The organism is Sphingomonas panacis, from assembly GCF_001717955.1.
Classification (GTDB): Bacteria; Pseudomonadota; Alphaproteobacteria; order Sphingomonadales; family Sphingomonadaceae; genus Sphingomonas; species Sphingomonas panacis.
On the sequence record NZ_CP014168.1, the window covers coordinates 1,743,804 to 1,767,654 of the forward strand.

24 protein-coding genes are annotated in these 23,851 nt (G+C 66.4%); 9 read left to right on the plus strand and 15 right to left on the minus strand.

All coding sequences use genetic code 11. The features are described from left to right. Positions 1 to 124 precede the first annotated feature (124 nt). The gene (locus J0A91_RS07920) at positions 125 to 322 is read right to left on the minus strand and encodes a DUF1192 domain-containing protein (RefSeq protein WP_069204449.1); all 198 of its coding nucleotides are present in this window, start codon (positions 320 to 322) and stop codon (positions 125 to 127) included. Between the two features lie 83 nt (positions 323 to 405). Between J0A91_RS07920 and J0A91_RS07925 the strand changes: the two genes are divergently transcribed. The 4 genes from J0A91_RS07925 (at position 406) to J0A91_RS07940 (ending at position 5,886) form a co-directional block, all read left to right on the plus strand. Then, positions 406 to 1,410 carry an NAD(P)H-quinone oxidoreductase gene (locus tag J0A91_RS07925; RefSeq protein WP_206365001.1) on the plus strand — a complete coding sequence of 335 codons (1,005 nt, stop codon included), beginning with the start codon at positions 406 to 408 and terminating at the stop codon, positions 1,408 to 1,410. Positions 1,411 to 1,413: 3 nt separating this feature from the next. Beyond that, on the plus strand, positions 1,414 to 2,010 hold the full coding sequence (locus tag J0A91_RS07930) for a hypothetical protein (RefSeq protein ID WP_069204450.1): 597 nt from the start codon (positions 1,414 to 1,416) through the stop codon (positions 2,008 to 2,010). Positions 2,011 to 2,216: 206 nt separating this feature from the next. Then, positions 2,217 to 3,233: a sensor histidine kinase gene (locus J0A91_RS07935; RefSeq protein WP_069204451.1), complete on the plus strand. Its 1,017-nt coding sequence runs from the start codon at positions 2,217 to 2,219 to the stop codon at positions 3,231 to 3,233. Positions 3,234 to 3,396: 163 nt separating this feature from the next. Continuing rightward, positions 3,397 to 5,886 carry a glycoside hydrolase family 9 protein gene (locus tag J0A91_RS07940; RefSeq protein WP_069204452.1) on the plus strand — a complete coding sequence of 830 codons (2,490 nt, stop codon included), beginning with the start codon at positions 3,397 to 3,399 and terminating at the stop codon, positions 5,884 to 5,886. A gap of 117 nt (positions 5,887 to 6,003) precedes the next feature. Here the strand turns inward: J0A91_RS07940 and J0A91_RS07945 are convergent, their stop codons facing one another. Then, entirely contained in the window at positions 6,004 to 7,350 is a 1,347-nt protein-coding gene (locus J0A91_RS07945; RefSeq protein WP_240502237.1) for an aminotransferase class V-fold PLP-dependent enzyme, read from the minus strand. 99 nt (positions 7,351 to 7,449) lie between these two features. Beyond that, positions 7,450 to 9,231: an ABC-F family ATP-binding cassette domain-containing protein gene (locus J0A91_RS07950; RefSeq protein WP_069204453.1), complete on the minus strand. Its 1,782-nt coding sequence runs from the start codon at positions 9,229 to 9,231 to the stop codon at positions 7,450 to 7,452. A gap of 433 nt (positions 9,232 to 9,664) precedes the next feature. Here J0A91_RS07950 and J0A91_RS07955 point away from each other — a divergent pair, with 433 nt between their 5' ends. From J0A91_RS07955 to J0A91_RS07965, 3 genes are read left to right on the plus strand one after another with little or no spacing between them, the layout of a single operon-like run. Beyond that, positions 9,665 to 9,970: a hypothetical protein gene (locus J0A91_RS07955; protein ID WP_069204454.1), complete on the plus strand. Its 306-nt coding sequence runs from the start codon at positions 9,665 to 9,667 to the stop codon at positions 9,968 to 9,970. Between the two features lie 31 nt (positions 9,971 to 10,001). Further along, a complete protein-coding gene (locus J0A91_RS07960) occupies positions 10,002 to 10,667 on the plus strand; it encodes a response regulator transcription factor (protein ID WP_069204455.1) in 666 nt (221 codons plus the stop codon). Positions 10,668 to 10,712: 45 nt separating this feature from the next. Continuing rightward, positions 10,713 to 12,095: a sensor histidine kinase gene (locus J0A91_RS07965; protein ID WP_069204456.1), complete on the plus strand. Its 1,383-nt coding sequence runs from the start codon at positions 10,713 to 10,715 to the stop codon at positions 12,093 to 12,095. 80 nt (positions 12,096 to 12,175) lie between these two features. Here J0A91_RS07965 and J0A91_RS07970 read toward each other — a convergent pair whose 3' ends face one another. The 8 genes from J0A91_RS07970 to aroQ form a co-directional block, all read right to left on the minus strand. After that, positions 12,176 to 13,183 (minus strand): LLM class flavin-dependent oxidoreductase, encoded by a 1,008-nt coding sequence (locus tag J0A91_RS07970; protein WP_069204457.1) that lies wholly within the window; start codon positions 13,181 to 13,183, stop codon positions 12,176 to 12,178. 234 nt (positions 13,184 to 13,417) lie between these two features. Beyond that, complete coding sequence (locus tag J0A91_RS07975) at positions 13,418 to 14,092, minus strand: DUF1013 domain-containing protein (RefSeq protein ID WP_069204458.1); 675 nt, start codon at positions 14,090 to 14,092, stop codon at positions 13,418 to 13,420. 112 nt (positions 14,093 to 14,204) lie between these two features. After that, entirely contained in the window at positions 14,205 to 15,245 is a 1,041-nt protein-coding gene (locus tag J0A91_RS07980) for a glycosyltransferase family 4 protein (RefSeq protein WP_069204459.1), read from the minus strand. Positions 15,246 to 15,250: 5 nt separating this feature from the next. Further along, a complete protein-coding gene (locus J0A91_RS07985; RefSeq protein ID WP_069204460.1) occupies positions 15,251 to 16,165 on the minus strand; it encodes a UDP-2,3-diacylglucosamine diphosphatase in 915 nt (304 codons plus the stop codon). A gap of 84 nt (positions 16,166 to 16,249) precedes the next feature. After that, complete coding sequence (locus J0A91_RS07990) at positions 16,250 to 16,867, minus strand: glutathione S-transferase family protein (RefSeq protein ID WP_069204461.1); 618 nt, start codon at positions 16,865 to 16,867, stop codon at positions 16,250 to 16,252. A 113-nt stretch (positions 16,868 to 16,980) separates the two neighbouring features. Then, the gene (accC, locus tag J0A91_RS07995) at positions 16,981 to 18,339 is read right to left on the minus strand and encodes an acetyl-CoA carboxylase biotin carboxylase subunit (RefSeq protein WP_069204462.1); all 1,359 of its coding nucleotides are present in this window, start codon (positions 18,337 to 18,339) and stop codon (positions 16,981 to 16,983) included. Positions 18,340 to 18,341: 2 nt separating this feature from the next. Continuing rightward, positions 18,342 to 18,821 (minus strand): acetyl-CoA carboxylase biotin carboxyl carrier protein, encoded by a 480-nt coding sequence (accB, locus tag J0A91_RS08000; protein WP_069204463.1) that lies wholly within the window; start codon positions 18,819 to 18,821, stop codon positions 18,342 to 18,344. Positions 18,822 to 18,869: 48 nt separating this feature from the next. After that, positions 18,870 to 19,304, minus strand: coding sequence for a type II 3-dehydroquinate dehydratase (gene aroQ, locus J0A91_RS08005; protein WP_069204464.1), 435 nt, complete (start codon positions 19,302 to 19,304; stop codon positions 18,870 to 18,872). Positions 19,305 to 19,464: 160 nt separating this feature from the next. Here aroQ and thiS point away from each other — a divergent pair, with 160 nt between their 5' ends. Then, the gene (thiS, locus tag J0A91_RS08010; protein ID WP_083224567.1) at positions 19,465 to 20,469 is read left to right on the plus strand and encodes a sulfur carrier protein ThiS; all 1,005 of its coding nucleotides are present in this window, start codon (positions 19,465 to 19,467) and stop codon (positions 20,467 to 20,469) included. Between the two features lie 121 nt (positions 20,470 to 20,590). Then, complete coding sequence (locus tag J0A91_RS08015) at positions 20,591 to 20,761, plus strand: CsbD family protein (protein WP_069204465.1); 171 nt, start codon at positions 20,591 to 20,593, stop codon at positions 20,759 to 20,761. A 57-nt stretch (positions 20,762 to 20,818) separates the two neighbouring features. On the opposite strand, the gene J0A91_RS08020 is transcribed toward J0A91_RS08015, so the two are convergent. From J0A91_RS08020 to J0A91_RS08035, 4 genes are all read right to left on the minus strand, one after another. After that, the gene (locus J0A91_RS08020; RefSeq protein WP_069204466.1) at positions 20,819 to 22,477 is read right to left on the minus strand and encodes a thiamine pyrophosphate-binding protein; all 1,659 of its coding nucleotides are present in this window, start codon (positions 22,475 to 22,477) and stop codon (positions 20,819 to 20,821) included. Between the two features lie 430 nt (positions 22,478 to 22,907). Then, on the minus strand, positions 22,908 to 23,252 hold the full coding sequence (grxD, locus tag J0A91_RS08025) for a Grx4 family monothiol glutaredoxin (RefSeq protein WP_069207152.1): 345 nt from the start codon (positions 23,250 to 23,252) through the stop codon (positions 22,908 to 22,910). An 11-nt stretch (positions 23,253 to 23,263) separates the two neighbouring features. Continuing rightward, entirely contained in the window at positions 23,264 to 23,497 is a 234-nt protein-coding gene (locus tag J0A91_RS08030) for a BolA/IbaG family iron-sulfur metabolism protein (RefSeq protein WP_069204467.1), read from the minus strand. Next, a complete protein-coding gene (locus tag J0A91_RS08035) occupies positions 23,498 to 23,821 on the minus strand; it encodes a DUF1476 domain-containing protein (protein ID WP_069204468.1) in 324 nt (107 codons plus the stop codon). It abuts the gene before it with no gap. Positions 23,822 to 23,851: the final 30 nt, after the last annotated feature.

Consider the following 23,851-nt stretch of genomic DNA (forward strand, 5'->3'; position numbering starts at 1 on the left):
TGCGGGCCGCAAGCAGACGCGCGGCCCTTTCCGACTATGTTGGAAGGCGAGGGGTTCGCATCAAGCACTTGAAATGCGCCTGCCCGCCCTGTTTCGCGTTCGCCGCCCGGTCTGGCGGGGGCGGTCATCTCCGAAAGAGATCGTCGGCGATGGTGCGGTGCTTGCTGGCACGCTCTATCTGCTGGCGGCTGCGCGCGATTTCACCCTCCAGCGCCACGATGCGCGCGGCAAGTTCGTCGAGCGAGAGGCGTTCGAGATCCTGCCGCACCAGTTGAGAGAGCGGATCGGTCGGGTTTTTCGCGAGAATCTCGTCGAAGTCCATGCCCGGATCGTTGACCGATGCGCGGGCGATGTCAATAAGGCCAGGGGGTGGGCGGTAATCCCGCGCGGGGGAGTTGCGTAGCAATGGATGCGATACCGACGATGATGCGGGCGATCGACCCTGAGTCGCCCGGCGGACCCGAAGTGTTGCGAATCGTCGAACGGCCGGTTCCGACGGTCGCCGCCGGCGACGTGCTGGTCCGCGTGGCGGCGGCGGGGGTCAACCGCCCCGACGTGCTTCAGCGCAAGGGCGGCTATCCGCCGCCGCCCGGCGCGCCTTCGATTCCCGGTCTCGAAATCTCCGGTGAGGTGGTCGCGGTGGGTGAGGGGGCCGGCTCCGAGCTGCTCGGCCAGCCGGTCTGCGCGCTTCTCGCCGGTGGTGGCTATGCCGAATATGCCAGCGTGCCGGCCGGGCAGTGCCTGCCCGTGCCCGAGACGCTGTCGATGCTCGAGGCGGCGGCGTTGCCCGAGACATTGTTCACCGTCTGGACCAATTTGTTCGAGCGCGCCTATGCGATCGAGGGCGACACCGTGCTGGTGCATGGCGGTACCAGCGGCATCGGCACGATGGCGATCAGCCTTGCCAAGCTGTTCGGGCTGACGATCATCGTCACTGCCGGCAGCGATGCGAAATGCGCTGCGGCGCTCGGCCTCGGCGCGGATCACGCGATCAATTACGCCACGCAGGATTTCGTCGCCGAGGTCCGCGCGATCACCGCCGGGGTCGGGGTGGCGGCGGTGCTCGACATGGTCGGCGGCGATTATCTGCCGCGCAACCTCAAATGCCTCGCCGATGATGGCCGCCACGTTTCGATCGCGGTGCAGCGCGGCGCCACCGCCGAAATCCCCATCTTCGAGATCATGCGGCGCCGGCTGACGCTGACCGGATCGACACTGCGCTCGCGCGACACCGCGTTCAAATCGCTCGTCGCCGACGAGCTTCACCGCACCGTCTGGCCACATATCGAGGCCGGGCGGCTGCGCCCGGTGATGGACCGCAGCTTCCCGCTCGCCGAAGCCGCCGACGCGCACCGGCGGATGGAGGCGGGCGACCATATCGGCAAGATCGTGCTGACGATGGCCGACTGAGACATGGCGCACGCCGACCCGATCGTCGCGCGAGACCAGCATATCCGCAGCGCGATCCTCGGCGCCATCGTGCTCTATGCGGCGGCGGTGCTGCTGTTCACCGATCGCGCGCTGGTGATCGGCAGCCGTCCGTTGGTGATGCCCGGCGCCAGCATCCCGGTGTCGGCCGCGCCCAAGGGCTATGTCGATGCGCTCGACCAATATGGCGTGCATTCGCCCAAGCTGGCGCACAGCCCGTTCTACCTGTCGCGTAAGCCCGCCATCGCGCCGCCGCCGGTCGAACGCGCGCCGCTCGCGGTCGATCGGCTGCATTTCGGCTATTCGATCATCGAGACGAGCATCCTCGGCGCGCCGTATTGGTACAGCAAGGATGACGGCTATGTCGTCTACTACGAAACGCTGCGCGAATATGTCTACGCGCCCGTCACCGACGATTACATGCGCCAGGTGAAATTGCCGGGGCCGAAGCCGCTGTCGAGCCAGTCGTTCCCGTGGTGGCAGCATGTCTGGGGCTGGGTCTTCCCGCTCGCGCTGGCGGGGTGGGGGCTGTTCGAAGTCGGCGCGGTACGGCGCTGGCGCGAGGCCGAAGGGCTGATCTGATCGGTCGCGGTGCGCTGCGCGCCAGAGGATATGTATGCAGGATAGAGCGTGATGACATTCCCTCCACCCGTTCGTGCTGCGTAGGGATCGAGCAGGCGCTTGCGCCCTTCGGGCTACTCGGCCGTTACTCAGGGCGAACGGAGCGGACTCAACGTAAGTCGCGCGATCCGCCTTGACTTGGTTCGGGGCGGGCCTGAGATGCTCGCATGCGTCGCGTGGGAGAAATCGACCTGCCGGATCGACTCGCGCCGGGGATTCCCGCGTGGGTGACGCAGATCGGCGTCGGCCTGCTGTGCGTTGGCGCCGGCTGGGTCGTGCGCTTCTTCTTCGATCTGATCTCGCCGGGCACCGGGCCGTTCGCGCTCGTCTTCCCGGCGCTGATCCTGGCGACATTGTTCGCGCGCTGGCCGGCGGGCGTGCTGACCGCGGCGATTTCGATTCTCTACGCCTGGCGCGTCGTGCTCGTCAAAGAAGGCCCGACCAGCGCCTCGCTCGCCGATCCGACCGGAATCCACCGCATGCTGGTGATTTCGGCGGCGGCGGCGATCACGATCTTCATCGCCGAAGGGTTCCGCCGCGCGGTGCGCCACGCCGTCGCCGAGCGTGACCGCGAGATTGCCGACCGCGACCTGTTCCTCGCCGAGTTCGATCACCGGATGAAGAACAATTTCGCGATCGTCGCGGGGTTGCTCGATATGCAGAAGCGCCGTGCCCAAGACCCCGCCACCGCCGCCGCGCTGGAGACGGCGCGGATGCGGGTCGAGAGCATCGCCCAGGCGCACCGCCACCTCTATCGCGGCGGCGACCGGCTCGGCGTGGTCGAAATGGGGGATTACCTCCACCAGCTCTGCGGGGCGCTGGCCGAGGCGCTTTTCCTCAGCGGCAAGGTGACTCTGGTGTGCGAGGCGGACAAGGCGCAGGTGCCGCGCGACCGCGCCGTGTCGATCGGGCTGATCGTCAACGAACTCGTCACCAATGCCGCCAAACACGCGTTCGTCGGGCGCGAGACCGGGCGGATCGAGGTGACGTTCCGCAATCGTGGCGGCGGCTGGGCGCTGGGCGTCGCCGACAACGGCGTCGGCCTGCCGTCCAGCAGCACATCCGTGCCGCCCGGCAGCCTCGGCACGCGGCTGATCGACGCCTTCGCCCGCCAGGCCGAGGGGCGGCTTCACACCGAAAGCGGGCCGACCGGCACGCGAGTCACGCTCGACCTGCAAGCCTGACCGACGCGACAAATCCTGTTGCCCGCGGCCGGCCTTTCGTTCAAAAGAAAGGTAGCGGTCACATGGCTTTAGCCGGGTCGTCCGTCTCCTCGGAAATTTCGCGCGATCGTTCCAGATGCGAAATGCCGGGGCAATGATGATAACGCTAACAGGAGAGGCGTCGATGCGTTACCGTGGGTTTGCCGAATTGCTTGCGACCGTCAGTCTGGTCGCCACCACCCATGCCGCTGTGGCCCAGTCGCTCAAGACCGGCCCCAACGACACGCTCGAGACTCAGGGGCTCAGCGTCATCGTCGATCAGAACCAGTTCAGCCCGATCTTCTTCGACGAGAAGAACGCCGGCATCCAGCTCGTCCTCCACGGCGATCGCATCGCCACCGACGGCGCCGTCCGGCTCGACCGCACGCCCGAGCAATGGGCACCGGTTCCCGCGTTCATCAGCCGCGAGCGCGGCAGCGAACCCAATCAGATCGTGGTACGCTCGGCCTACAAGGACCAGAACCTTTCCTACCGCGTGAAGGTGACGGCCGAGGGGACGGGGTTCCGCATCGCCGTCGATCTCGATCAGCCGCTGCCGCACGCGCTCGCGGGCAAGGCCGGCTTCAACCTGGATTTCCTGCCGACCACCTATTTCGGCAAGACCTATCTGATGGACGCCGCCCCCGGCCTGTTCCCGCGCCACCCCACCGGCGAGATGGCGCTCGACGGATCGGGCGATCCGCTCCCGCTCGCCACCGGCGGCAAGTCGATCACGCTCGCGCCCGAAGACCCGCTCACGCGAGTCTCGATCACGTCGGATGCCGGCGCGCTGTCGCTCTACGATGCGCGCGCGCGGGCGCAGAACGGCTGGTTCGTGGTGCGCTCGCTGATCGCGGAAGGCGCGAAGGAGAATGCCGTCGTCTGGCATGTCCGTCCCAACGTCATCAAGGACTGGACGCGCCCGCCGGTCGTTTCGTTCAACCAGGCCGGCTACACGCCCGCGCGCGACAAGGTCGCGCTGATCGAGCTCGATCCCGCGTTCAAGGCGCCGTCAGAGGCCGAACTGGTCAAGCTCGCACCCGACGGCAGCCGGCAGGTGGTGCTGCGCGCGAAGACTCAGCCGCGCGGCCGCTTCCTGCGCTATGACTATGCCGCGTTCGATTTCTCGACCGTGCGCGACCCCGGCATCTACGCGATCGCATACGCGGGCAACACCACCAACCCGTTCCGCATCTCGCCCGACGTCTACGACCATGTCTGGCAGACCTCGCTCGATACCTTCCTCGCCGAGCAGATGGACCATGTCGGCGTGCGCGAGCAGTATCGCGTCTGGCAGGCGCCCTCGCACCTCGACGACGCGCGGCAGGCGCCCGCCAACCACGTCCATTTCGACGGCTACCGGATGGGGCCGAACCTCGATTCGCCGTTCAAGGCGGGCGAGCATATTCCCGGTCTCGCGGTCGGCGGGTGGCAGGATGCCGGCGATTACGACATCCAGACCCCCGACAATGCCTGGGTGGTGCGCGATCTCGTCTGGGCGCACGAACTGTTCGGGCTGAAATGGGATCAAACCAGCGTCGACGAGGCGGCGCGCGCGGTCGAGATCCGCAAGCCCGACGGGATCGAGGATTCGCTCCAGCAGATCCGCCACGGCACGCTGCAACTGCTCGCGCAGTACAAGGTGTTCGGCCACGCCATCGTCGGCATCATCGATCCGACGCTGCGACAATATGCGCATCTCGGCGATGCCGGTTCGCAGACCGACGGCAAGCTCTACGATCCCAAACTTGGGCCGCTCGGCGATACCGGCGCGACCTCGGGCAAGCCCGATGATCGCTGGGCGTTCACCACCGATATCCCGGCGACCAACCTCTATGTCGTCGGCGCGCTGGCGGGGGCGAGCCGCGCGCTCGCCACGCTTGATCCCAAGATGTCGGCCGAGGCGCTCACCACCGCCAAGGCTTTGTGGGCCAAGCAGCAGCCACGGCTGGTCGACAGCGACGACGGCCGCGAGAACAGCTTCGCCTCGCGCTTCCCCGATGTCGCCAACGTCTCGGCGACGGTCGAGCTGGTCATCACCACCAAGGGCGATCCCGTCTACACCGCCAAGCTGAAGGCGCTGTTGCCGACGATCAGCGAGCGCTTCGCCTTCATCGGCAGCGCGGCGGTGCGCGCGATACCCTATATGGATGCCGATTACCGGGCGAAGCTGGTGCCGCTGGTGCAGGCGGCCAAGGCGAAGATCGACACCGACATGGCCAAGAACCCGTTCGGCGTGCCGGTGAGCATGGGAACCTGGGCGGGGTCGCACGATGTCGCCACCTTCGGCAGCACGATGTACATGCTCCACGCCGCCTTCCCGGAGATCGTCGGGCCGGAATATTCGTTGCGCGCGCTCGATTACATGCTTGGCCGGCACCCCGCCAACAACCTGTCGCTGGTCTCGACCGTCGGCACGCAATCGCGGCTGATCGGCTACGGCCACAACCGCGCCGACTATAGCTTCATCCCCGGCGGAATGACGCCCGGCGTGATCGTCATCAAGCCCGACTTCCCCGAGGTGAAGACCGACTGGCCGTTCCTGTGGTTCGAGAACGAATATACCGTGAGCACGACCTCGGCCTATATCCTCGCCGCCAACGCGGCGGCGGCGGCGGCGAAGGAGGCGAAGTAAGCCCACTCCGTTCGTGCTGAGCTTGTCGAAGCACGTGCCCCAAGCGCCGCGCTCTGGGCACGTCCTTCGACTTCGCTCAGGACGAACGGAGTTTGGAGCGTCACCGCGTTCCGAGGATCAGGCGATCCCCTTCATTTTCCGGAACGCATCGAACTGTTCCAGGAACCGGTCGAGATTGGCCTTGGACAGATAATAGGGCGTGGAGAGCCGCAGTTTGCTCGGCTCGCCGCCACGGATGCGGATCTTGTGGTTCTTCCACAGCCACGTCTCCAGTTCCATGCGCGAGACCGGGGGTACGTTGACGGTGATGATGCCGCAGCGCATCGCCGGATCGGGCGAGGTCCAGCTGACAGCACCACGCTTCATCATTTCTGCGTGGAGGTAATCGGCCATCTGGCGGTGGCGCTTCTCGATCCGGCCGATGCCGATGCCCTGCGCCAGCGCGATCGACGCGTTCAGCCCCATCATCGTCGGGATGTTGGACGATCCGAACTGCTGGTAACGCCCTGCCTTGAGCGTCAGGTCGTCCCAAGAGTGCGTCACCGTCGTCGGCCACACCCGGTTGATGATGCTGTCGTCGCGCAGATACAGGAAGCCGGTGCCCTTCGGCGCGAACAGCCATTTGTGCATCGATCCGGTGTACAGATCGCAGCCGATATCATTGAGATCGACCTTCATCATGCCCGCCGCATGCGCCCCGTCGAACGCGGAAACGATGCCCTTGGAACGCGCCAGCGCCGAAATCTGCTTGGCTGGCAGCACCACGCCGGTGTTGGTGCTGATGTGGCTGACGAAGATGATCCTGGTGCGCGGGGTGATCGCGTCGTTGATTCGGTTGAGGATTTCATCGGGGCTTTTCGGCGGCTTTGGCATCGCGAAGGTCTTGATGACGATGCCGTGGCGTTTGGCGCGAAGCTCCCACGGCGCGATGCCGCTGCCATGCTCCTCGTCGGACATCAGCACTTCGTCCCCCGGCTTCATCTCGAAGCCGTTGCCGATGAAGCTGTTCGCCTCGGTGCAGTTGCGCACCATCGCGATCTGATCGACCCGCGCGCCCATCAGGTCGGCGAAGGGTTTACGGAACTCGGGCCAGGGGCCGTAGCCCCAAATCGGATAATCCTCCGGCGCCTCCTGCATCATCTGCTCGGTCAGCTCATAGCTGTCGAACACCGCCTTGAGCACCGGGCGCGGCGACGATCCGACCGTGCCGTTGTTGAGGTTGACGAGATCGGCCGGCATCAGGAACTGTTTGCGCAAGGCCCCCCAATAGGCGTCCTCGTTGGTCTCGTAGAGGCCGGGCGCCGGCATTGCGATCGGCTGCATCGCCGCGGCGAAAGCCTCGCGCCCGAACGGTGCGGCAAGCCCGGCTGCGGTTGCGGTCGCGAGCAGGGAACGGCGGTTGAGCATCGGCACCTCGATCTGGAAGGGTGCCAGCGAGGGTAGCGGCTTTGCTGCGCCGCGCAATCTATATTCCTGTAGGGAAAGCGGCGGTCTCGACGTCATTTACCGTTCGTGCTTCGACCAGCTCAGGGCGAACGGGAAATGGCAATCCCGGCGACCGGATCAGCCCTCGACCATCTCCGCCAGCTCCAGCCAGCGCAGTTCCGCCGCTTCCTTGTCGGCGCGCGCCTTCGCGACCGCCTTGGTTAGCGCCTCGAACCGCGCGAAATCCTTTGTGTAGAGCGCCGGATCGGCGAGCAGCGCCTCGTCGCGCGCGATCAGCGCCTCCAGCTCCTCGATGCGCTTGGGCAGCAATTCGTAGTCGCGCTGGTCCTTGTAGGTCAGCTTGACCTTGGGCGCGGCCACCGGCGGCGCGGTCGGCTGGACCTTGCGCGGGTTCTCGCGCTTGCCGCCGCTGACCTTCAGCCGGCGCTGCCGCTCCCAATCCTCATAACCGCCCGCGACGACATCGACGCTGCCCGATCCGTCGAGCCCGAGTGTCACCGTCACGGTGCGGTCGAGGAAGTCGCGGTCGTGGCTGACGATCAGCACGGTGCCGTCGAAATCGCCGATCACGTCCTGCAACAGATCGAGCGTTTCCAGATCGAGGTCGTTGGTCGGCTCGTCGAGCACCAGCAGGTTCGACGGCCGCGCGAACTCGCGCGCGAGCAGCAGCCGCGAGCGCTCGCCGCCCGACAGCGTGCCAATCTTGGCGTCGATCATATGGCCTTCGAACAGGAAGTCCTTGAGGTAGCCGATGACGTGCTTGCGCACCCCCTGCACCTCGACCCAGTCGCCGCCGTCGGCCAGCACGTCGCGCACCGTCTTCTGCGGCTCCATCTTGATGCGTTGCTGATCGATCACGATCGCCTCGATCGTCTGCGCGAAGCGGATGGTGCCGCTGTCGGGGGCAAGATCGCCGGTGAGCAGCTTGATGAGCGTCGATTTGCCAGCACCATTCGCGCCGACGATGCCGATCCGGTCCTTGCGCGTGATCCGCAGCGTGAGATCGTCGATGATCTTGCGCGGGCCGAAGCTCTTGGAGATATGCTTGGCGTCGATCACCACCTTGCTGCGTGCGTCATCGGTGCCGATCGTGAGGTTGGCCGAGCCTTGCGGACCGACCATCGCCGCGCGTTCGGCGCGCATCTCGATCAGCTTGGTGAGCCGGCCCTGGTTGCGCTTGCGCCGCCCGGTGACGCCGCGCAGCAGCCAATGCTCCTCCAGCTTCAATTTGGCGTCGAGACGCTGCGCGTTGCGCTCCTCCTCGGCATAGACCTGTTCGGTCCACGCCTCGAACCCGCCGAAGCCGATTTCCGCGCGCCGCATCGCGCCGCGATCGAGCCACAGCGTCTGCTTGGTCAGTCGGGTGAGGAAGGTGCGGTCATGGCTGATGACGACGAACGCGCCCCGGAACCGGTTGAGCCATTCCTCCAGCCAGTCGATCGCGGCGATGTCGAGGTGGTTGGTCGGCTCGTCGAGCAGCAGCACGTCCGGGTCCATCGACAGCGCCCGCACGATCGCCGCGCGGCGGCGCTCGCCGCCCGAGGCGGAGGCGGATTCGCGCGACAGATCGATGCCGAGCTGGTCGGCGATCGCATCGGCCTCATAGGGCTCGGGCGCGTCGTCGCCGGCAAGCACATAGTCGCGCAGCGTCGGGAAGCTGCGCAGGTCCGGCTCCTGCTCGAGCATCACGACGCGCGTGCCCGGCACGATGCTGCGCCGCCCCTCGTCGCTGTCGATCACGCCGGCGAGCAACTTGAGCAGGGTGGTCTTGCCGGCGCCGTTGCGCCCGATCAGCGCGAGCCGGTCGCGCGGGCCGACGTTGATGTCGAGGCCGCGAAAGAGCCAGCCCGAGCCCTGGATGACGCCGAGATTTTCATATGCGAGGATAGGTGCTGCCATAGCGTGCGCCCCCTAACGCTTTAGCGCAGCTAAAGCGAGGGCCTGCGCATGCCTGGCCGGCGGCGCCGTGGCGCCGTCCGACGAGTGTCAGGTAAACGATGCCCCGCATCGTTTAGGCCATGCCGGGGGCATGGCCGACCTGACACTGGCTTTGCCGCGTCGGGCCTTCTCCCCACCCGTTCGTGCCGAGCGAAGTCGAGGCACCTCCGCATGCGGATTGCCCCTCGACTTCGCTCGGGGCGAACGGCGGAGGGTTATGTTTACGCTTCGGCGCCCAACCGCGACGGACGACACGGGAGTAAATCCCGCGTCGTCGGACAGGCCGCTGGCCTGCCGGCCGTCCTTGCGCGAGTCGGTGCGCAGCATGGCTGCGCAGCGCCGCGCTGCGGATCATTCACAGGCTGTTCAACGCGCAATGCCTATGCGACACCTTATGAAGATGCTTGCCGCCTTTGCACTACCCCTGTTGCTCGCCGCACCGGCCGCTCCCGCAGCGCCCGCGCCCGAGCAGCAGCGCGACCAGCAACAGGCGTGGCGCCAGCGCCAGCAGGGCCGTATCCTCCCTTTACGCGAAATCGAGGCGAAGGTGCTGCCGGCGATGCGCGGCAGCCAGTATCTCGGCTTCGATTTCGAAGGGGACAGCGGGATTTACACGCTCAAGTTCCTGCGCGATGGCACCGTCATCTGGGTCGATGTCGATGGCCGTTCCGGCCAGATCATCGGCCGTACCGGCCACTGAGCCTAATCGCTGAATTCCGAAGGGGACCACAATGCGCGTGCTGATCGTCGAGGACGAACCCAATCTGGGCCAGCAGCTCAAGAACACGCTGGAGGGCGCGGGCTATGCGATCGACCTCGCCACCGATGGCGAGGAGGGGCATTTCCTCGGCTCGACCGAGAATTACGATGCGGTCGTGCTCGATCTCGGTCTGCCCGAGATCGACGGGCTGACCGTGCTCGATCGCTGGCGCAAGGAGGGCAAGGTGATGCCCGTCCTCGTCCTCACCGCGCGCGACAGCTGGTCTGACAAGGTGGCAGGGCTCGATGCCGGCGCCGACGATTATGTCGCCAAGCCGTTCCAGTCCGAGGAACTGATCGCGCGCCTTCGTGCGCTGATCCGCCGCGCGAGCGGAAACGCGTCGTCCGAACTGATCGCCGGCGATGTGCGGCTCGACACGCGCAGCGGCAAGGTGACGCTGGCGGGCGAGCCGGTGAAGCTGACCGCGCAGGAATATAAGCTGCTCAGCTACCTGCTCCACCACAAGGGCAAGGTGGTCAGCCGCACCGAACTGATCGAGCATATCTACGATCAGGATTTCGACCGCGATTCGAATACGATCGAAGTGTTCGTCACGCGCATCCGCAAGAAGCTGGGGCAGGATGTCATCACCACCATTCGCGGGCTCGGCTACAGCCTCGAAGAACCCAATGTCTGAGGCGTGGTCCACATCCTCCCCCTGGCGGGGGAGGATCGGGTCCGCATGACCGACACCGCCGCCCTCGACATTTCGCCGCCCAACCCGCGCGTGCGCACCACCGGATCGCTCAGCCGGCGCATGATCGTGATCGCGGCGGCGTGGATTCTCATCCTGCTGACCGGCGGCGCGTTCGCGCTCGATCGCGTGCTGACCACCGCGATCACGAAGAATTTCGACGATCAGCTCGAATATGTCCTCAAGGCGCAGATCGTCTCGTCCGAGATCGGCCCCGATGGCGAGGTGATGTTCTCCCGCGAGGCCGCCGACCAGCGCTTTCTCGAACCCGGCTCGGGATTGTACTGGCAGGTGAGCGCGCCCGGCCAGGAGGCGTTCGCGTCGCGCTCGCTGTGGGACCGGCGGCTTGCTTATGGCGGCAAGCACAACGATCTCGGCGTCCACATCTACAACAGCGACCAGTTCCCCGACGAGCGGCTGCGCATCGTCGAGCGCGATATCAAGCTGCCCGGATCGCCGGTGCGCTGGCGCTTCCAGATCGCGCAGAGCCGCGCCGGTCTCGACGCGCAGATCAAGGTTCTGCGCAGCACGATGCTCAAGAGCTTCGCGTTGCTCGGCTTCGGGCTGATCGTGATGGCGGCGCTCCAGACCTTCTACGGGCTATGGCCACTGCGGAAAGTCCGCGAGGAGATCGCGCGGATGCGCGCCGGCAAGGCCCGCCAGATCGAGCGGGCGATGCCGATCGAGGTCGCGCCGATGGTCGAGGAGCTGAACGCGCTGATCGAGCATAACGAACGCCAGGCCGAGGAAGCGCGCCGCCACGCCGGCAACCTCGCGCATGCGCTCAAGACGCCGCTCACCGTCATCATGAACGCTGCGACCGCGCAGGCCGACGACCTCGGCGAAACGGTGGTACGCGAGGCGCGGACGATGCGGCGGCAGGTCGATCACCACCTCGCGCGTGCGCGTGCGGTCGGGCGGCGCGGTTCGGCGCACAGCCGGGCGGACGTCTGGCCGAGCCTCGAATCGGTCGAGCGCGCGGTCGCGCGGCTCTATCGCCATGTCCGTATCGACACCGACGGGCCGAAGGATTTGCAGGTCCATGTCGAGCGGCAGGACTTGGACGAGATGCTCGGCAACCTCGTCGAGAACGCCGCCAAATATGGCGGCGGCAGCGTGTTCGTGACGGTGGGCGCGCAGGCCGGCTTCGTCGAGTTCCTGATCGAAGACGACGGCATGGGCATCCCCGAGGAGCAGCGCGCGCGCATCTTCGATCGCGGCGTGCGGCTCGACAGCGGCAAGCCCGGCACCGGCCTCGGCATGGCGATCGTCCGCGACGTGGCGGAGATCTATGGCGGCACGGTCTCGCTTGAGGAGAGCGAGGATCTGGGCGGGCTGCTGGTGCGGCTCAGGCTGCCTGCGGCGAACTGACGCCGCTCTCGCTATTCAGCCAACTAACCCGTTCGTGCTTCGACAAGCTCAGCACGAACGGTATCTATCCGTAGAAGACATCAGGCCGCGATAGCGTCCTTGGTGAGCGCCTGCATCGCCCCGGCCGCGATCTCCAGGCTGCGCTTGCGCGCTTCGTGATCGAACATCATGCTCGTCACCATGATCTCGTCGATGCCGGTGCGGGCGATGAACGCGGCGATGCCCTCGGCCACTTTGGCGGGACCGCCGATCGCCGAGCATTGCAGTACGTTGTCGAGCATCGCATTGCCCTGCGCACCCAATCCGGCGCGGTAGCCGTGGATCGGCGGTGGCAGCAGCCCCGGCGTGCCGGTGCGCAGCGCGATGAACGCCTGCTGCTGCGAGGAGGCGAGATATTCCGCCTCGGCGTCGGTCTCGGCGGCGATGACGTTGAAGCCCGCCATCAGATGCGGCTTGGCGAGTACGGCGGACGGCTTGAAGTCACGCCGGTAGATCGCGATCGCCTCCATCAGCGAATCGGGCGCGAAATGCGACGCGAACGCGTAGGGCAGGCCGAGCATCGCGGCGAGCTGTGCGCCGAACGTGCTCGATCCGAGAATCCACAGCGACACATTGGCGCCCGCGCCGGGCGTCGCGGTAATGCCGGTCTGGCCATCGTCGGCGAAATAGCTCTGCAATTCGAGCACGTCGCGCGGGAAGGCGTTGGCGTCGCTCGCCAGCGTGCGGCGCATCGCGCGCGCGACGCGCTGGTCCGAGCCGGGGGCGCGGCCGAGACCGAGGTCGATCCGGCCCGGGAACAGCGCATCGAGCGTGCCGAACTGCTCGGCGATGGCGAGCGGGGCATGGTTGGGCAGCATGATCCCGCCCGCGCCGACGCGGATCGTCGAGGTCGCCGCGGCGACATGGCCGATCACGATCGAGGTCGCCGCGCTGGCGATGCCCGGCATGCCGTGATGCTCGGCGGTCCAATAGCGCGAGAAGCCGAGCCGCTCGGCCGTCCGCGCCAGATCGGCGGCATTGGCGAGGCTTTGCGCGACGGAACCGCCTTGAACGACGGGGACGAGATCGAGGAGCGAATAAGCTGTCATGCGCCGGATGTGGGGAGGCGCATGACGGCTTACCAGACCGGACGGTACAAAAATCCGGCTCGCTTGCCGACAGCCGACATTTGGCTGTTGGGTCAGCAAATGGTCTGCATTTATTACGCTTTACCGTTCGTGCTGAGCCTGTCGAAGCACGTGCCAAGCGGTGCGTCGCCTGGGGGCACGTGCTTCGACTGCGCTCAGCACGAACGGGTGAAGAATGGGTAGGGCGGAGTGACGTTACCGCCGGAACAGCGTCTCGGCGGTCGGCTCGGCTGGCGACGTGCTGCCGCCTTCGCCGGTCTCGCCACGCGCGGCCTGGTCGCGCTGGGCGCGCAGTTCGGTGATGAGCGCCTCGCGGTCACCCTCCAGCCGCGTGTCGACCGGCGCTTCGATGCCCGCCGCCTTGGCTGCCTTCGCGACCGCCGCGTCGAGCTCGCGCTGAGTCGTCAGACCGAGCGTGACCGGGTCTTTCGGGGTGATGTTGGCGATGTTCCAGTGGCTGCGGTCGCGGATCGCGGCGATCGTGGTGCGGGTGGTGCCGATCAGGTTGCCGATCGCGCCGTCCGAAATCTCGGGATGGTTGCGGATGATCCAGGCGATGCCGTCGGGCTTGTCCGACCGCTTCGAGACCGGCGTGTAGCGCGGCCCCTTGGTGCGGCGGACCTGCTCTGGCCCTTTTAGGATCTGCAGGCGATATTCGGGGTTGGCCTGGCCCTTGTCGATCTCGTCCTGAGTCAGTTCGTGCGCGCGCACCGGGTCGCGGCCGGTCAGCTTGGTCGCGGCGGTATCGTCGGCGATCGCCTGGATTTCGAGGATGTGCAGCCCGCAGAATTCGGCGATCTGCTCGAACGAAAGCGAGGTGTTGTCGACGAGCCAGGACGCGGTCGCGTGCGGCATGAGCGGCTGGGCCACGAAATACTCCTTCAGAAACGGAAAGGGCCGCCCCTTTCGGAGCGGCCGCAGTAATGCACACGACTTAATGCTTATAGCCCGCCGGGGCAAGCGCCCTGCGCGGTGCGGGAAATCAGGCCGCGATCGCTGCGTCGTCCAGCCCTACGGGCGCGAGCGCCTTGAGGAATTGCCGTGCGCTCGCCTCCCAGGTGAAGCTCTGGCCGTAGGCGGCGCAGGTCGTGCGGTCGAGCGTCAGCGCCTGCGCGATCGCGGCGTCGAGATCCTCGTCCATCACGCCGACTCCGGGCTTGAGCACGTCGAGCGGCCCGGTCACCGGATAGGCGGCGACCGGCGTGCCGCAGGCCATCGCCTCGATCATCACCAGACCGAACGTGTCGGTGCGGCTGGGGAAGACGAACACGTCGGCGGCGGCATAAGCGGCGGCAAGCTCCGCGCCGAAGCGCGCGCCGAGGAACTTGGCCTCGGGGAAGCGTGCTTCCAGTGATGCGCGCGCCGGCCCGTCGCCGACGATGACCTTGGTGCCGGGCTGCGCCGTGGTCAGGAACGCCTCGATATTCTTCTCGACCGCGACGCGACCGACGTAGAGCTGGATCGGGCCGGCCCCCTCTTGCTTGAGCGCGCGCAGCTCAGGATCGGGTGCGGTTTCATGCGAGAATAGCGACAGATCGACGCCGCGCCCCCATTCGCGCACGCGCGTCAGGCCGTGGTCCTTGAGCGTGGCCTCGATCGACCGAGTCGAGGCGAGGATCGCCTGTGCCGGCGCATGGAACCAGCGGATGTAGCGCCAGATCCATTCGGGGTTCACGCCGGTCCGCGCCGAAACGTAATCGGGGAATTGCGTGTGATAGGCGGTGGTGAACGGAAAGTTCTGCGTCAGGCACCAGCGCCGCGCGGCGAGGCACACCGGCCCCTCGGTCGCGAGATGGATGGCGTGCGGATTGAAATCGGCGAGCATCTTGCCGACCCCGTTCGTGCTGGCGAGCGCGAGGCGGATTTCTGGGTAGGTCGGGCAGGGCAGCGAATAGAACAGATCGGGCGAGACGACGAGGACTTCATGCCCCTGCCGCTCCAGCTCGGCGCGAACCGATTGCAGCGTGCGGACGACCCCGTTGACCTGCGGGCTCCACGCATCGGTGGCGATCGCGATCCGCACCGCGCTCAGGCCGCCATCATCTCGATCTCCGCCGGCGCCTCGGTTTCCACCTCCGGCGGCTTTCGGGCGGCAATTTCGTCGGCCCAGTGCAACACCTCCATGCGACCGTCGAAATGCTCGACCAATGCCGTGCAGCCCTCCACCCAGTCGCCATCGTTATAATATTGGACGCCGCCGATGTCGCGGATTTCGGCGGTGTGGATATGCCCGCACACCACGCCATCGACACCGCGCGCGCCGGCCGCTTCCGCGATCACCTGTTCGTAATTCGAGATGAATTCGACCGCGTTCTTCACCTTCGCCTTCGCATGTTTCGAGAGCGACCAATATGGCAAGTTGAACCGGCGGCGATAGGCATTCACCAGCCGGTTCAGGGCCATCAGCGATTCATAAGCAACATCGCCGACATGCGCCAGCCATCTGTGCGCGAGCGTGATCGCGTCGAATTCGTCGCCGTGCAGCACCAGCAGCCGGCGCCCGTCAGCGGTGGTGTGGATCGCCTTGCGCCGGATCGAGACGCCGCCGAAGCTCAGCCCGCTGAACTGGCGCATCACCTCGTCATGGTTGCCGGGGATGTAGATCACGTCGGTGCCGCGCTTGGCGCGCTTGAGGAGGCGCCAAATGACGTCGTTGTGCGCGGCGGGCCAGTAGAACTTCTTCTTCAGCCGCCAGCCATCGATGATGTCACCGACCAGATACATCGTATCGCTGTCGACATGGTCGAGGAAGTCGATCAGCATCTCGGCGTTGCAGCCGCGCGTGCCGAGGTGGATGTCCGAAATCCAGATCGTGCGGAACCGCTGCCGCTCGGGCGGGGTGCGCTCGGGGATCGTCGGCGTCGAATTGGCGAAATCGAACAGGTCCGTCACCGAGCTGTCGCCCGGCAGCAGATCCATCGCAATCTTGGTGACGGCGTCCATGCGCTTTCCCCCGGCAGGTGTCGGCTGAGACTGCGCTATGGCCGGGTTTTGTTACACCTTGAGTCGGACGCGATGACAGCCGCGTTACGCGGTGATGGCGACATGCCCCGGCTGCGCCGCGACTCGCGCCAGCCACGCCGATACCGCAGGCCAGCGCGCGAGATCGAACCCGCCTTCGTCCGCGACATGCGTATAGGCATAGAGCGCGATGTCGGCGAGCGTGAAGCGGTCCCCGGCGAACCAGTCGGCGCGGGCGAGATGATCTTCCGTCAGATCGAGCGCCGCCTCGGCGGCGGCCGTCCGCGCGGGGATCTGCCCGCGCTGTGCATCGGTAAGGTTGGCCTCCCCGATCATGGCGCGCCAGAACCGCAACGTCGCGACATTGGGTTCGTGGTTATACTGCTCCCAGAACATCCAGCGCAGCATGTCGGCATGGTCGAAGCGGTCCTCCGGGATCAGCACGGACCCGTGCGCCAGCCAGACGCACGCCGCATTGCTCTCCGGTAGGAACCTCTCACCGATCTGGAGGACGGGGATTCGCCCGTTGGCACTGACGTCGCGCAGGAACGTGTCGGTGCGCGTCTCGCCCGTGAGGATATCATACTCACGCCGGGCGAGCGGAACGCCGAGATGCGCGGCGGTCAGCCGGATCTTGTAGCAATTCCCCGACGGTGCATATTCGTGCAGGATCAGATCGGTCATGGTCGCCCCCTTCGCTGCGCCGCTTGTGCCCGCATCTCGTGCGTGCGCCAAGCAAAGCGTGGCGGGCCGCAGATAAGCCGGGCTTATCAACCCGGCCTATCCGCCCCGAACGGTCAGTCCTGGTTCTCGGGGCGCGCGAGCCAGTCTTCGAGCCATTTGATCGTGTAGTCGCCGGCCTGGAACTCGGGGTCTTCGAGCAGCGCCTGATGCAGCGGGATCGTCGTCTTGACCCCGTCGATCACGAACTCTTCCAGCGCGCGGCGCAGCCGCAGGATGCAGCCCTCGCGGGTGCGACCATAGACGATCAGCTTGGCGATCATCGAATCGTAATACGGCGGGATGCGATAGCCCGCATACAGCCCGCTATCGACGCGCACGTGCATGCCGCCCGGCGCGTGATAATAGTCCACCCGCCCCGGCGAGGGCGCGAAGGTGCGCGGGTCTTCGGCGTTGATGCGGCATTCGATCGCGTGGCCGCGGAACTCCAGCTCCTCCTGCCGCACCGACAGCGGATGCCCCTCGGCGATGCGGATCTGCTCGCGCACCAGATCCATGCCGGTGATCGCCTCGGTGACGGGATGCTCGACCTGAAGCCGGGTGTTCATCTCGATGAAGTAGAACTCGCCGTCTTCCCACAGGAACTCGATCGTGCCCGCGCCGCGATAGGCCATGTCGGCCATCGCCTTGGCGACGATGCCGCCCATGCGCGCGCGATCCTCCGGCCCGAGCACGGGGGAGGGGGCTTCCTCCAGCACCTTCTGGTGGCGGCGCTGGAGCGAGCAGTCGCGCTCGCCGAGGTGGATCGCCTCGCCCTTGCCGTCGCCGAACACCTGGAACTCGATGTGGCGCGGGTTGCCGAGATATTTTTCGAGATAGACGGTGGCATCGCCGAACGCGGCTTTCGCCTCGCTGCCGGCCTGCTGCATCAGCGTTTCGAGCTCGTCTTCGGACGCGCACACCTTCATGCCACGCCCGCCGCCGCCCGAGGCCGCCTTGATGATGACCGGATAGCCGATCCGCGCCGCGATCTCGCGCGCCTCGACGATGTCGCTGATCGCGCCGTCCGAGCCCGGCACCAGCGGCAGCCCGAGCGCGCCGGCGGTGCGCTTCGCCTCGACCTTGTCGCCCATCGTGCGGATATGTTCGGGCTTCGGCCCGACGAAGATCAGCCCGTGCGCCTCGACGATCTCGGCGAACTTGGCGTTCTCCGAAAGGAAGCCGTAGCCCGGGTGGATCGCGTCCGCGCCCGAAATCTCCGCCGCCGAGATGATGTTGGGGATGTTGAGATAGCTCTCGCCCGCCGCCGGCGGCCCGATGCAGATCGCCTGATCGGCGAGCCGCACGTGCATCGCGTCGGCATCGGCGGTCGAATGCACCGCGACCGTCTGGATGCCCATCTCGTGACAGGCGCGATGGATGCGCAAGGCGATCTCGCCGCGATTGGCGATCAGGAGCTTCTTGATTTCGGGCATGGTTATTCGACGACCACCAGCGGCTGATCGAACTCGACCGGCTGGCCGTTCTCGACCAGAATCGCCTTCACCGTCCCCGCCGAGGGCGCGACGATCGGGTTCATCACCTTCATCGCTTCGACGATCAGCAGCGTCTCGCCCGCCGCGACCCGGTCGCCCACGCCGACGAACGCCTTGGCGCCCGGCTCGGCCGAGAGATAGACCGTGCCGACCATCGGCGATTTGACTGCATTGGCGCTCGGCGCGGGCGATGCGACGATCTCCGGCAGAGCCGCCGCCGCGACCGGCGCGGCCGGCGCAGGCGCGGCATAGTGCATCGGTGCCGCCGCGACCTGTGCGGCCTTGCGCGCGATGCGGATCTTGCGGTCGCCGTCCTCGACCTCGATCTCGGTGAGATCGGTCGCGTCGAGCATCTCGGCGAGCTGGCGGACCAGATCGACATCGATCCGCATCGCGCCGGAAGTTGCTGTGTTATCGGTCATACGACCCCTGTTATCCTGTTCTTGCCCTGAATTTGGTGGCGCGTCCTGTCAGAACCGCGCGGCGGCTTCAAGCGCCAGCATATACGAATACGCGCCGAACCCCGCTATGGTGCCTTTCGCGGCCATTCCGACGTAGCTGTGGTGCCGAAATGTCTCGCGTGTATGCGGGTTGGAAAGGTGGACCTCGATCACCGGCGTCCTGATGCCCTTGATCGCATCATGCACCGCCACCGAAGTGTGGGTGAACGCGCCGGCGTTGAGCAGCACCGCCTTGGCGCCGATCGCTTGCGCCTCGTGAAGCCAGTCGACCAGATGCCCCTCGTGGTTCGATTGGCGCACATCGACCGTCAGATCGAGTTCGCGGGCGCGATCCTCAAGCATGCCGGCGATATCGTCGAGCGTGTCGTGCCCATAGATCTCCGGCTCGCGCGTGCCGAGCAGGTTGAGGTTGGGGCCGTTGAGGACGAAGATGGTGTCGGGCATCGAACTCTTTCAATTGCGGGCACGACGCGCACGCCTATATCGTGACGACCCTCCTTACCCGTTCGTGTCGAGCGAAGTCGAGACACCAGCGCAGGTGTCTCGACTTCGCTCGACACGAACGGCACAGGGCGCGGCGCGGCACCGTAACGCAGGATACGATATGCATACAGATGGAACTCTCTCGATTCAGGTCAATGGCGAGCATCGCCGCGTGCGCGCCGGGCTGAGCCTCGCCGATCTGGCGGCCGATCTTGGCCTCGCGCCGGAGAAGGTCGCGGTCGAGCGCAATCTGTCGGTGGTGCCGCGCTCGACGCTGGCGCAGGTGCTGGTCGAGGACGGCGACGAACTCGAGATCGTGCATTTCGTGGGCGGTGGCGATCATGCCGGGCCTGTCGCGCAGGACACTTGGACGGTGGCGGGGCGCACGTTCCGCTCGCGGCTGATCGTCGGCACCGGCAAGTACAAGGATTTCGCGCAGAACGCCGCCGCGCTCGAGGCGTCGGGCGCCGAGATCGTCACCGTCGCGGTGCGGCGCGTCAACGTGTCGGACCGCAATGCGCCGATGCTGACCGATTTCATCGATCCGAAGAAGGTCACCTATCTCCCCAACACCGCCGGCTGCTTCGATGCGGAATCGGCGATCCGCACGCTTCGGCTGGCGCGCGAGGCGGGCGGCTGGGATCTCGTCAAGCTCGAGGTGCTGGGCGAGGCGAAGACTTTGTACCCCGACATGGTCGAGACGCTGCGCGCCACCGAGGTGCTGGCCAAGGAGGGCTTCCTGCCGATGGTCTATTGCGTCGATGATCCGATCGCGGCGAAGCGGCTGGAGAATGTCGGCGCGGTCGCGATCATGCCGCTCGGCGCGCCGATCGGCTCGGGGCTCGGTATCCAGAATCAGGTGACGATCCGGCTGATCGTCGAAGGCGCCGGCGTGCCGGTGCTGGTCGACGCCGGCGTCGGCACCGCATCGGACGCGGCGGCGGCGATGGAACTCGGGTGCGACGGCGTGCTGATGAATACCGCGATCGCCGAGGCCAAAGACCCGATCATGATGGCCGCCGCGATGAAGGCGGGCGTCGAGGCGGGGCGGCTCGCCTATCTCGCCGGGCGGATGGGTAAGCGGCGTTACGCCGACCCGTCGAGCCCGCTGTCGGGGCTGATCTGAGGCTGGCGTAGTCCTGATCCAGATTATGCTCGTGGGAACCGGGCAGGGCTTCGCGGGTTCTATATCCGGGAGTGGTAGCGTCGGCCTAAGACGCGAACAAACTCACGTAGGAGATTGAATCATGGGCGAACTCGGCGACAAAATCAAAGGCAACGTCAACGAAGCTATTGGCAAGGTCAAGCAGCACAGCGACGATCCGGCGACCCGTGACGAAGGCGCCGCTCAGGAGCTGAAGGGCAAGGGCGAGCAGGTCAAGGGCAAGATCAAGGGCGCGCTCGGCGACGACATCTGACGTCGCGACAGCCTTTGCCTAAAACGAGCCGCTCCGGGAAACCGGGGCGGCTTTTCGTTATGCCTCGCCCGCCAGCATCGCGCCTGCGCTGATCGCGCGCATCTCGGTCTTGAGGTGGAGCAGCTTGACGCCGCCTTGCGCGAGCGCACGGTCGAGCGCGGGCGCGAACGCTTCGGTGGTCTCGACCGTCTCGGCCCAGCAGCCATAAGCGCGGCCGAGCGCGGCGAAATCGGGGTTGTGCAGCCGCGTGCCGCTCACCCGCCCCGGATAGTCGCGCTCCTGATGCATTCGGATCGTGCCGTAGCCGCTGTTGTCGATCACCAGCACCAGCATGTCCGCGTCCTGCGCCACGGCGGTCGCGAGTTCCTGCCCGTTCATCAGGAAGCAGCCGTCGCCAGCGAGCGCGACGACCTGGCGGTCGGGGTGGCGCAAGGCGGCGGCGGTGGCGGCGGGGACGCCATAGCCCATCGCGCCACAGGTCGGGGCAAGCTGGCTGTGAAGGTCATAGCGCCAGTAGCGGTGCCACCAGCCCGAGTAATTGCCCGCGCCGTTGCAGATGATCGTGTCCGCCGGCAACCGCTCGCGCATCGCCGCGACGCACGGCCCGAGATCGAGCGCGAGGCCGGGGCGTGGGGCGGGGGTGGACCAGGCGAGATACTCGGCATGGGCTTCGGCGCCGGTCGTGCGCGGCGGTATGTCGATCGACAGCAGGCCATCCGCGAACGACGCCATGTCCGCGCAGATCGCGAGATCGGCGCGGTAGACGCTGCCGAGTTCATCGGGGTCGGGATGGATATGGACGAGCGTCTGGCCGGGGTGCTCGGGCGTGATGAGCGTATAGCCATCGGTGGTCGCCTCGCCGAGCCGCGCGCCGATCACCAGCAGCAGGTCGGCGGCACGGATGCGTTCGACGAGCTTGGGGTTGGGACCATAGCCGAGATTGCCCGCCCACACCGGGCAGTCGTTCGGCACCGCGTCCTGCCGGCGGAAGGCGGATGCGACCGGCACGCCGCTGCGCTCGGCCCATTGTGCGATATCGCGCGCCGCCGCATCGTCCCATCCGGCGCCGCCGATCAGCAGCATCGGCCGTTCGGCCCCATCCAGCGCGCCGCCGAGCGCGGCGATCTGGATCGGATCGGTCGCCTGCACGACCCGATCCACGCGCGGCCGATCGACCGCCTCCACCACATCCTTGAGCATGTCCTCTGGCAGCGCCAGCACCACCGGGCCCGGTCGCCCGTTCATCGCGGTGGCGTAGGCACGCGCGACATATTCGGGGATGCGGCGCGCGTCGTCGATCCGCGCCGCCCATTTGGCGATGGGCGTGAACATCGCCTCGAAGTTGATTTCCTGAAACGCTTCGCGGTCGCGCGTGCCGCGATCGACGTCGCCGATGAACAGGATCATCGGCTGGCTGTCCTGCATCGCGACATGCACGCCGATCGACGCATTGGTCGCGCCCGGCCCACGCGTGACGAAGGCGATCCCCGGCCGTCCGGTCAGCGCGCCGTCCGCGCACGCCATGAAGCCGACGCCGCCTTCCTGCCGGCATACGACGAGGTCGATCGCGGGCGTGTCGTGCAGCGCGTCGAGCACAGCGAGGAAACTCTCGCCGGGGACGGTGAAGATCCGGTCGCAGCCCTGCGCGCGCAGTTGATCGACGAGGATGCGGCCGCCGGTGCGGAGAGTGGCGGGGTTTGCGGAATCTGAAGCCATGTGGCCGTGATTACCGTCTTGCCCCGAGCTTGTCGCTTGGGAAGATCGCCGCCGCGTTTGCGGAGCGCGTGAAACTGTTCTTGTTCTCCCGCGCATGCGGAAGTCCAGCGTTCCAAGCGCCGCACATCGGTGTTTTGCTTGGCTCTGGATTCCGGCGTGCGCGGGAAAACAGAATGCCATAATTCGTGCAACGATCCCGCCCGCGCCGGCGATACGCACTGTCGGAAAGCCTTACAACGCCACCGCCAGACGATCCGGGTTAACCAGAAAAATCCCGAAAATCCGCCGTTCGCGCAAATTGGCACGCACCCTGCTATAATAGGATCATGCCGAGCGGTAACGCTTCAGCAGGACGGGCCGATGCTGCCCCCGATCTCGCGTCGGCCCGTCCGCACCCGGCATTTCCCGGATGCGGACGTGGTACCCGAGATCAGGCGGCTTTCACCAGCCCAGCGTCGGTCAGCAACTGTGCCAGTTCGCCGCTCTCGTACATTTCCATCATGATGTCCGATCCGCCGACGAACTCGCCCTTGACGTAGAGTTGCGGGATCGTCGGCCAGTCCGAGAACGCCTTGATGCCCTGGCGCACCGCCTGATCCTGCAACACGTCGACGCTGTCGAACTCGACGCCGACATGGTTGAGGATCGCGACGGCACGGCTCGAAAAGCCGCACTGCGGGAACAGCGGGCTGCCCTTCATGAACAGAAGCACGTCGCTCTTGCCGACCATGTCGGCGAGGCGGGCCTGGGTGTCGCCACTGGTTTCGGTGGTCATCTCGGTTTCCTTCACTCTGGAACGGCGGTGGTAAGCTGGAGTGCATGGAGAACGCCGCCCATGCGTTCGCCCAGCGCGGCATAGACGGCGCGCTGTTGCTTGAGGCGCGTCATCCCGCGGAACGTCTCGCTGGTGACGCGCGCGGCCCAATGGTCGCCGTCGCCGGCAAGATCGGTCATCTCGACACGCGCGTCGGGTATCGAAGCGACGATCAGCGCCTCGATTTCATGAGCGGCCATCGGCATCTATTCGGATGCCATCAACTGGCGGCGCGCCTCGACGGTATGTTCGTCGATCGCGCGGCGCACCAAGGCTTCGTCGCACGTGATATTGGCGGCGGTGAGATCGCCGATCAGCTTGCGCACGACATCGTCGTCGCCCGCTTCCTCGAATTCGGCGTGAACGACCGAGGTGGCATACGCATCGGCCTCGGCCTTGGTCAGCTTCATCTGCTCGGCAGCCCAATAGCCGAGCAGGCGGTTGCGCCGCGCGATGATGCGGAACGCCATCTCCTCGTCGCGTGCGAACTTCGCCTCGAACGCCTGCTCGCGCTCGTCGAATGTGGTCATCTGGCTCTCCCCTCGGGCCGCAAAAAACTC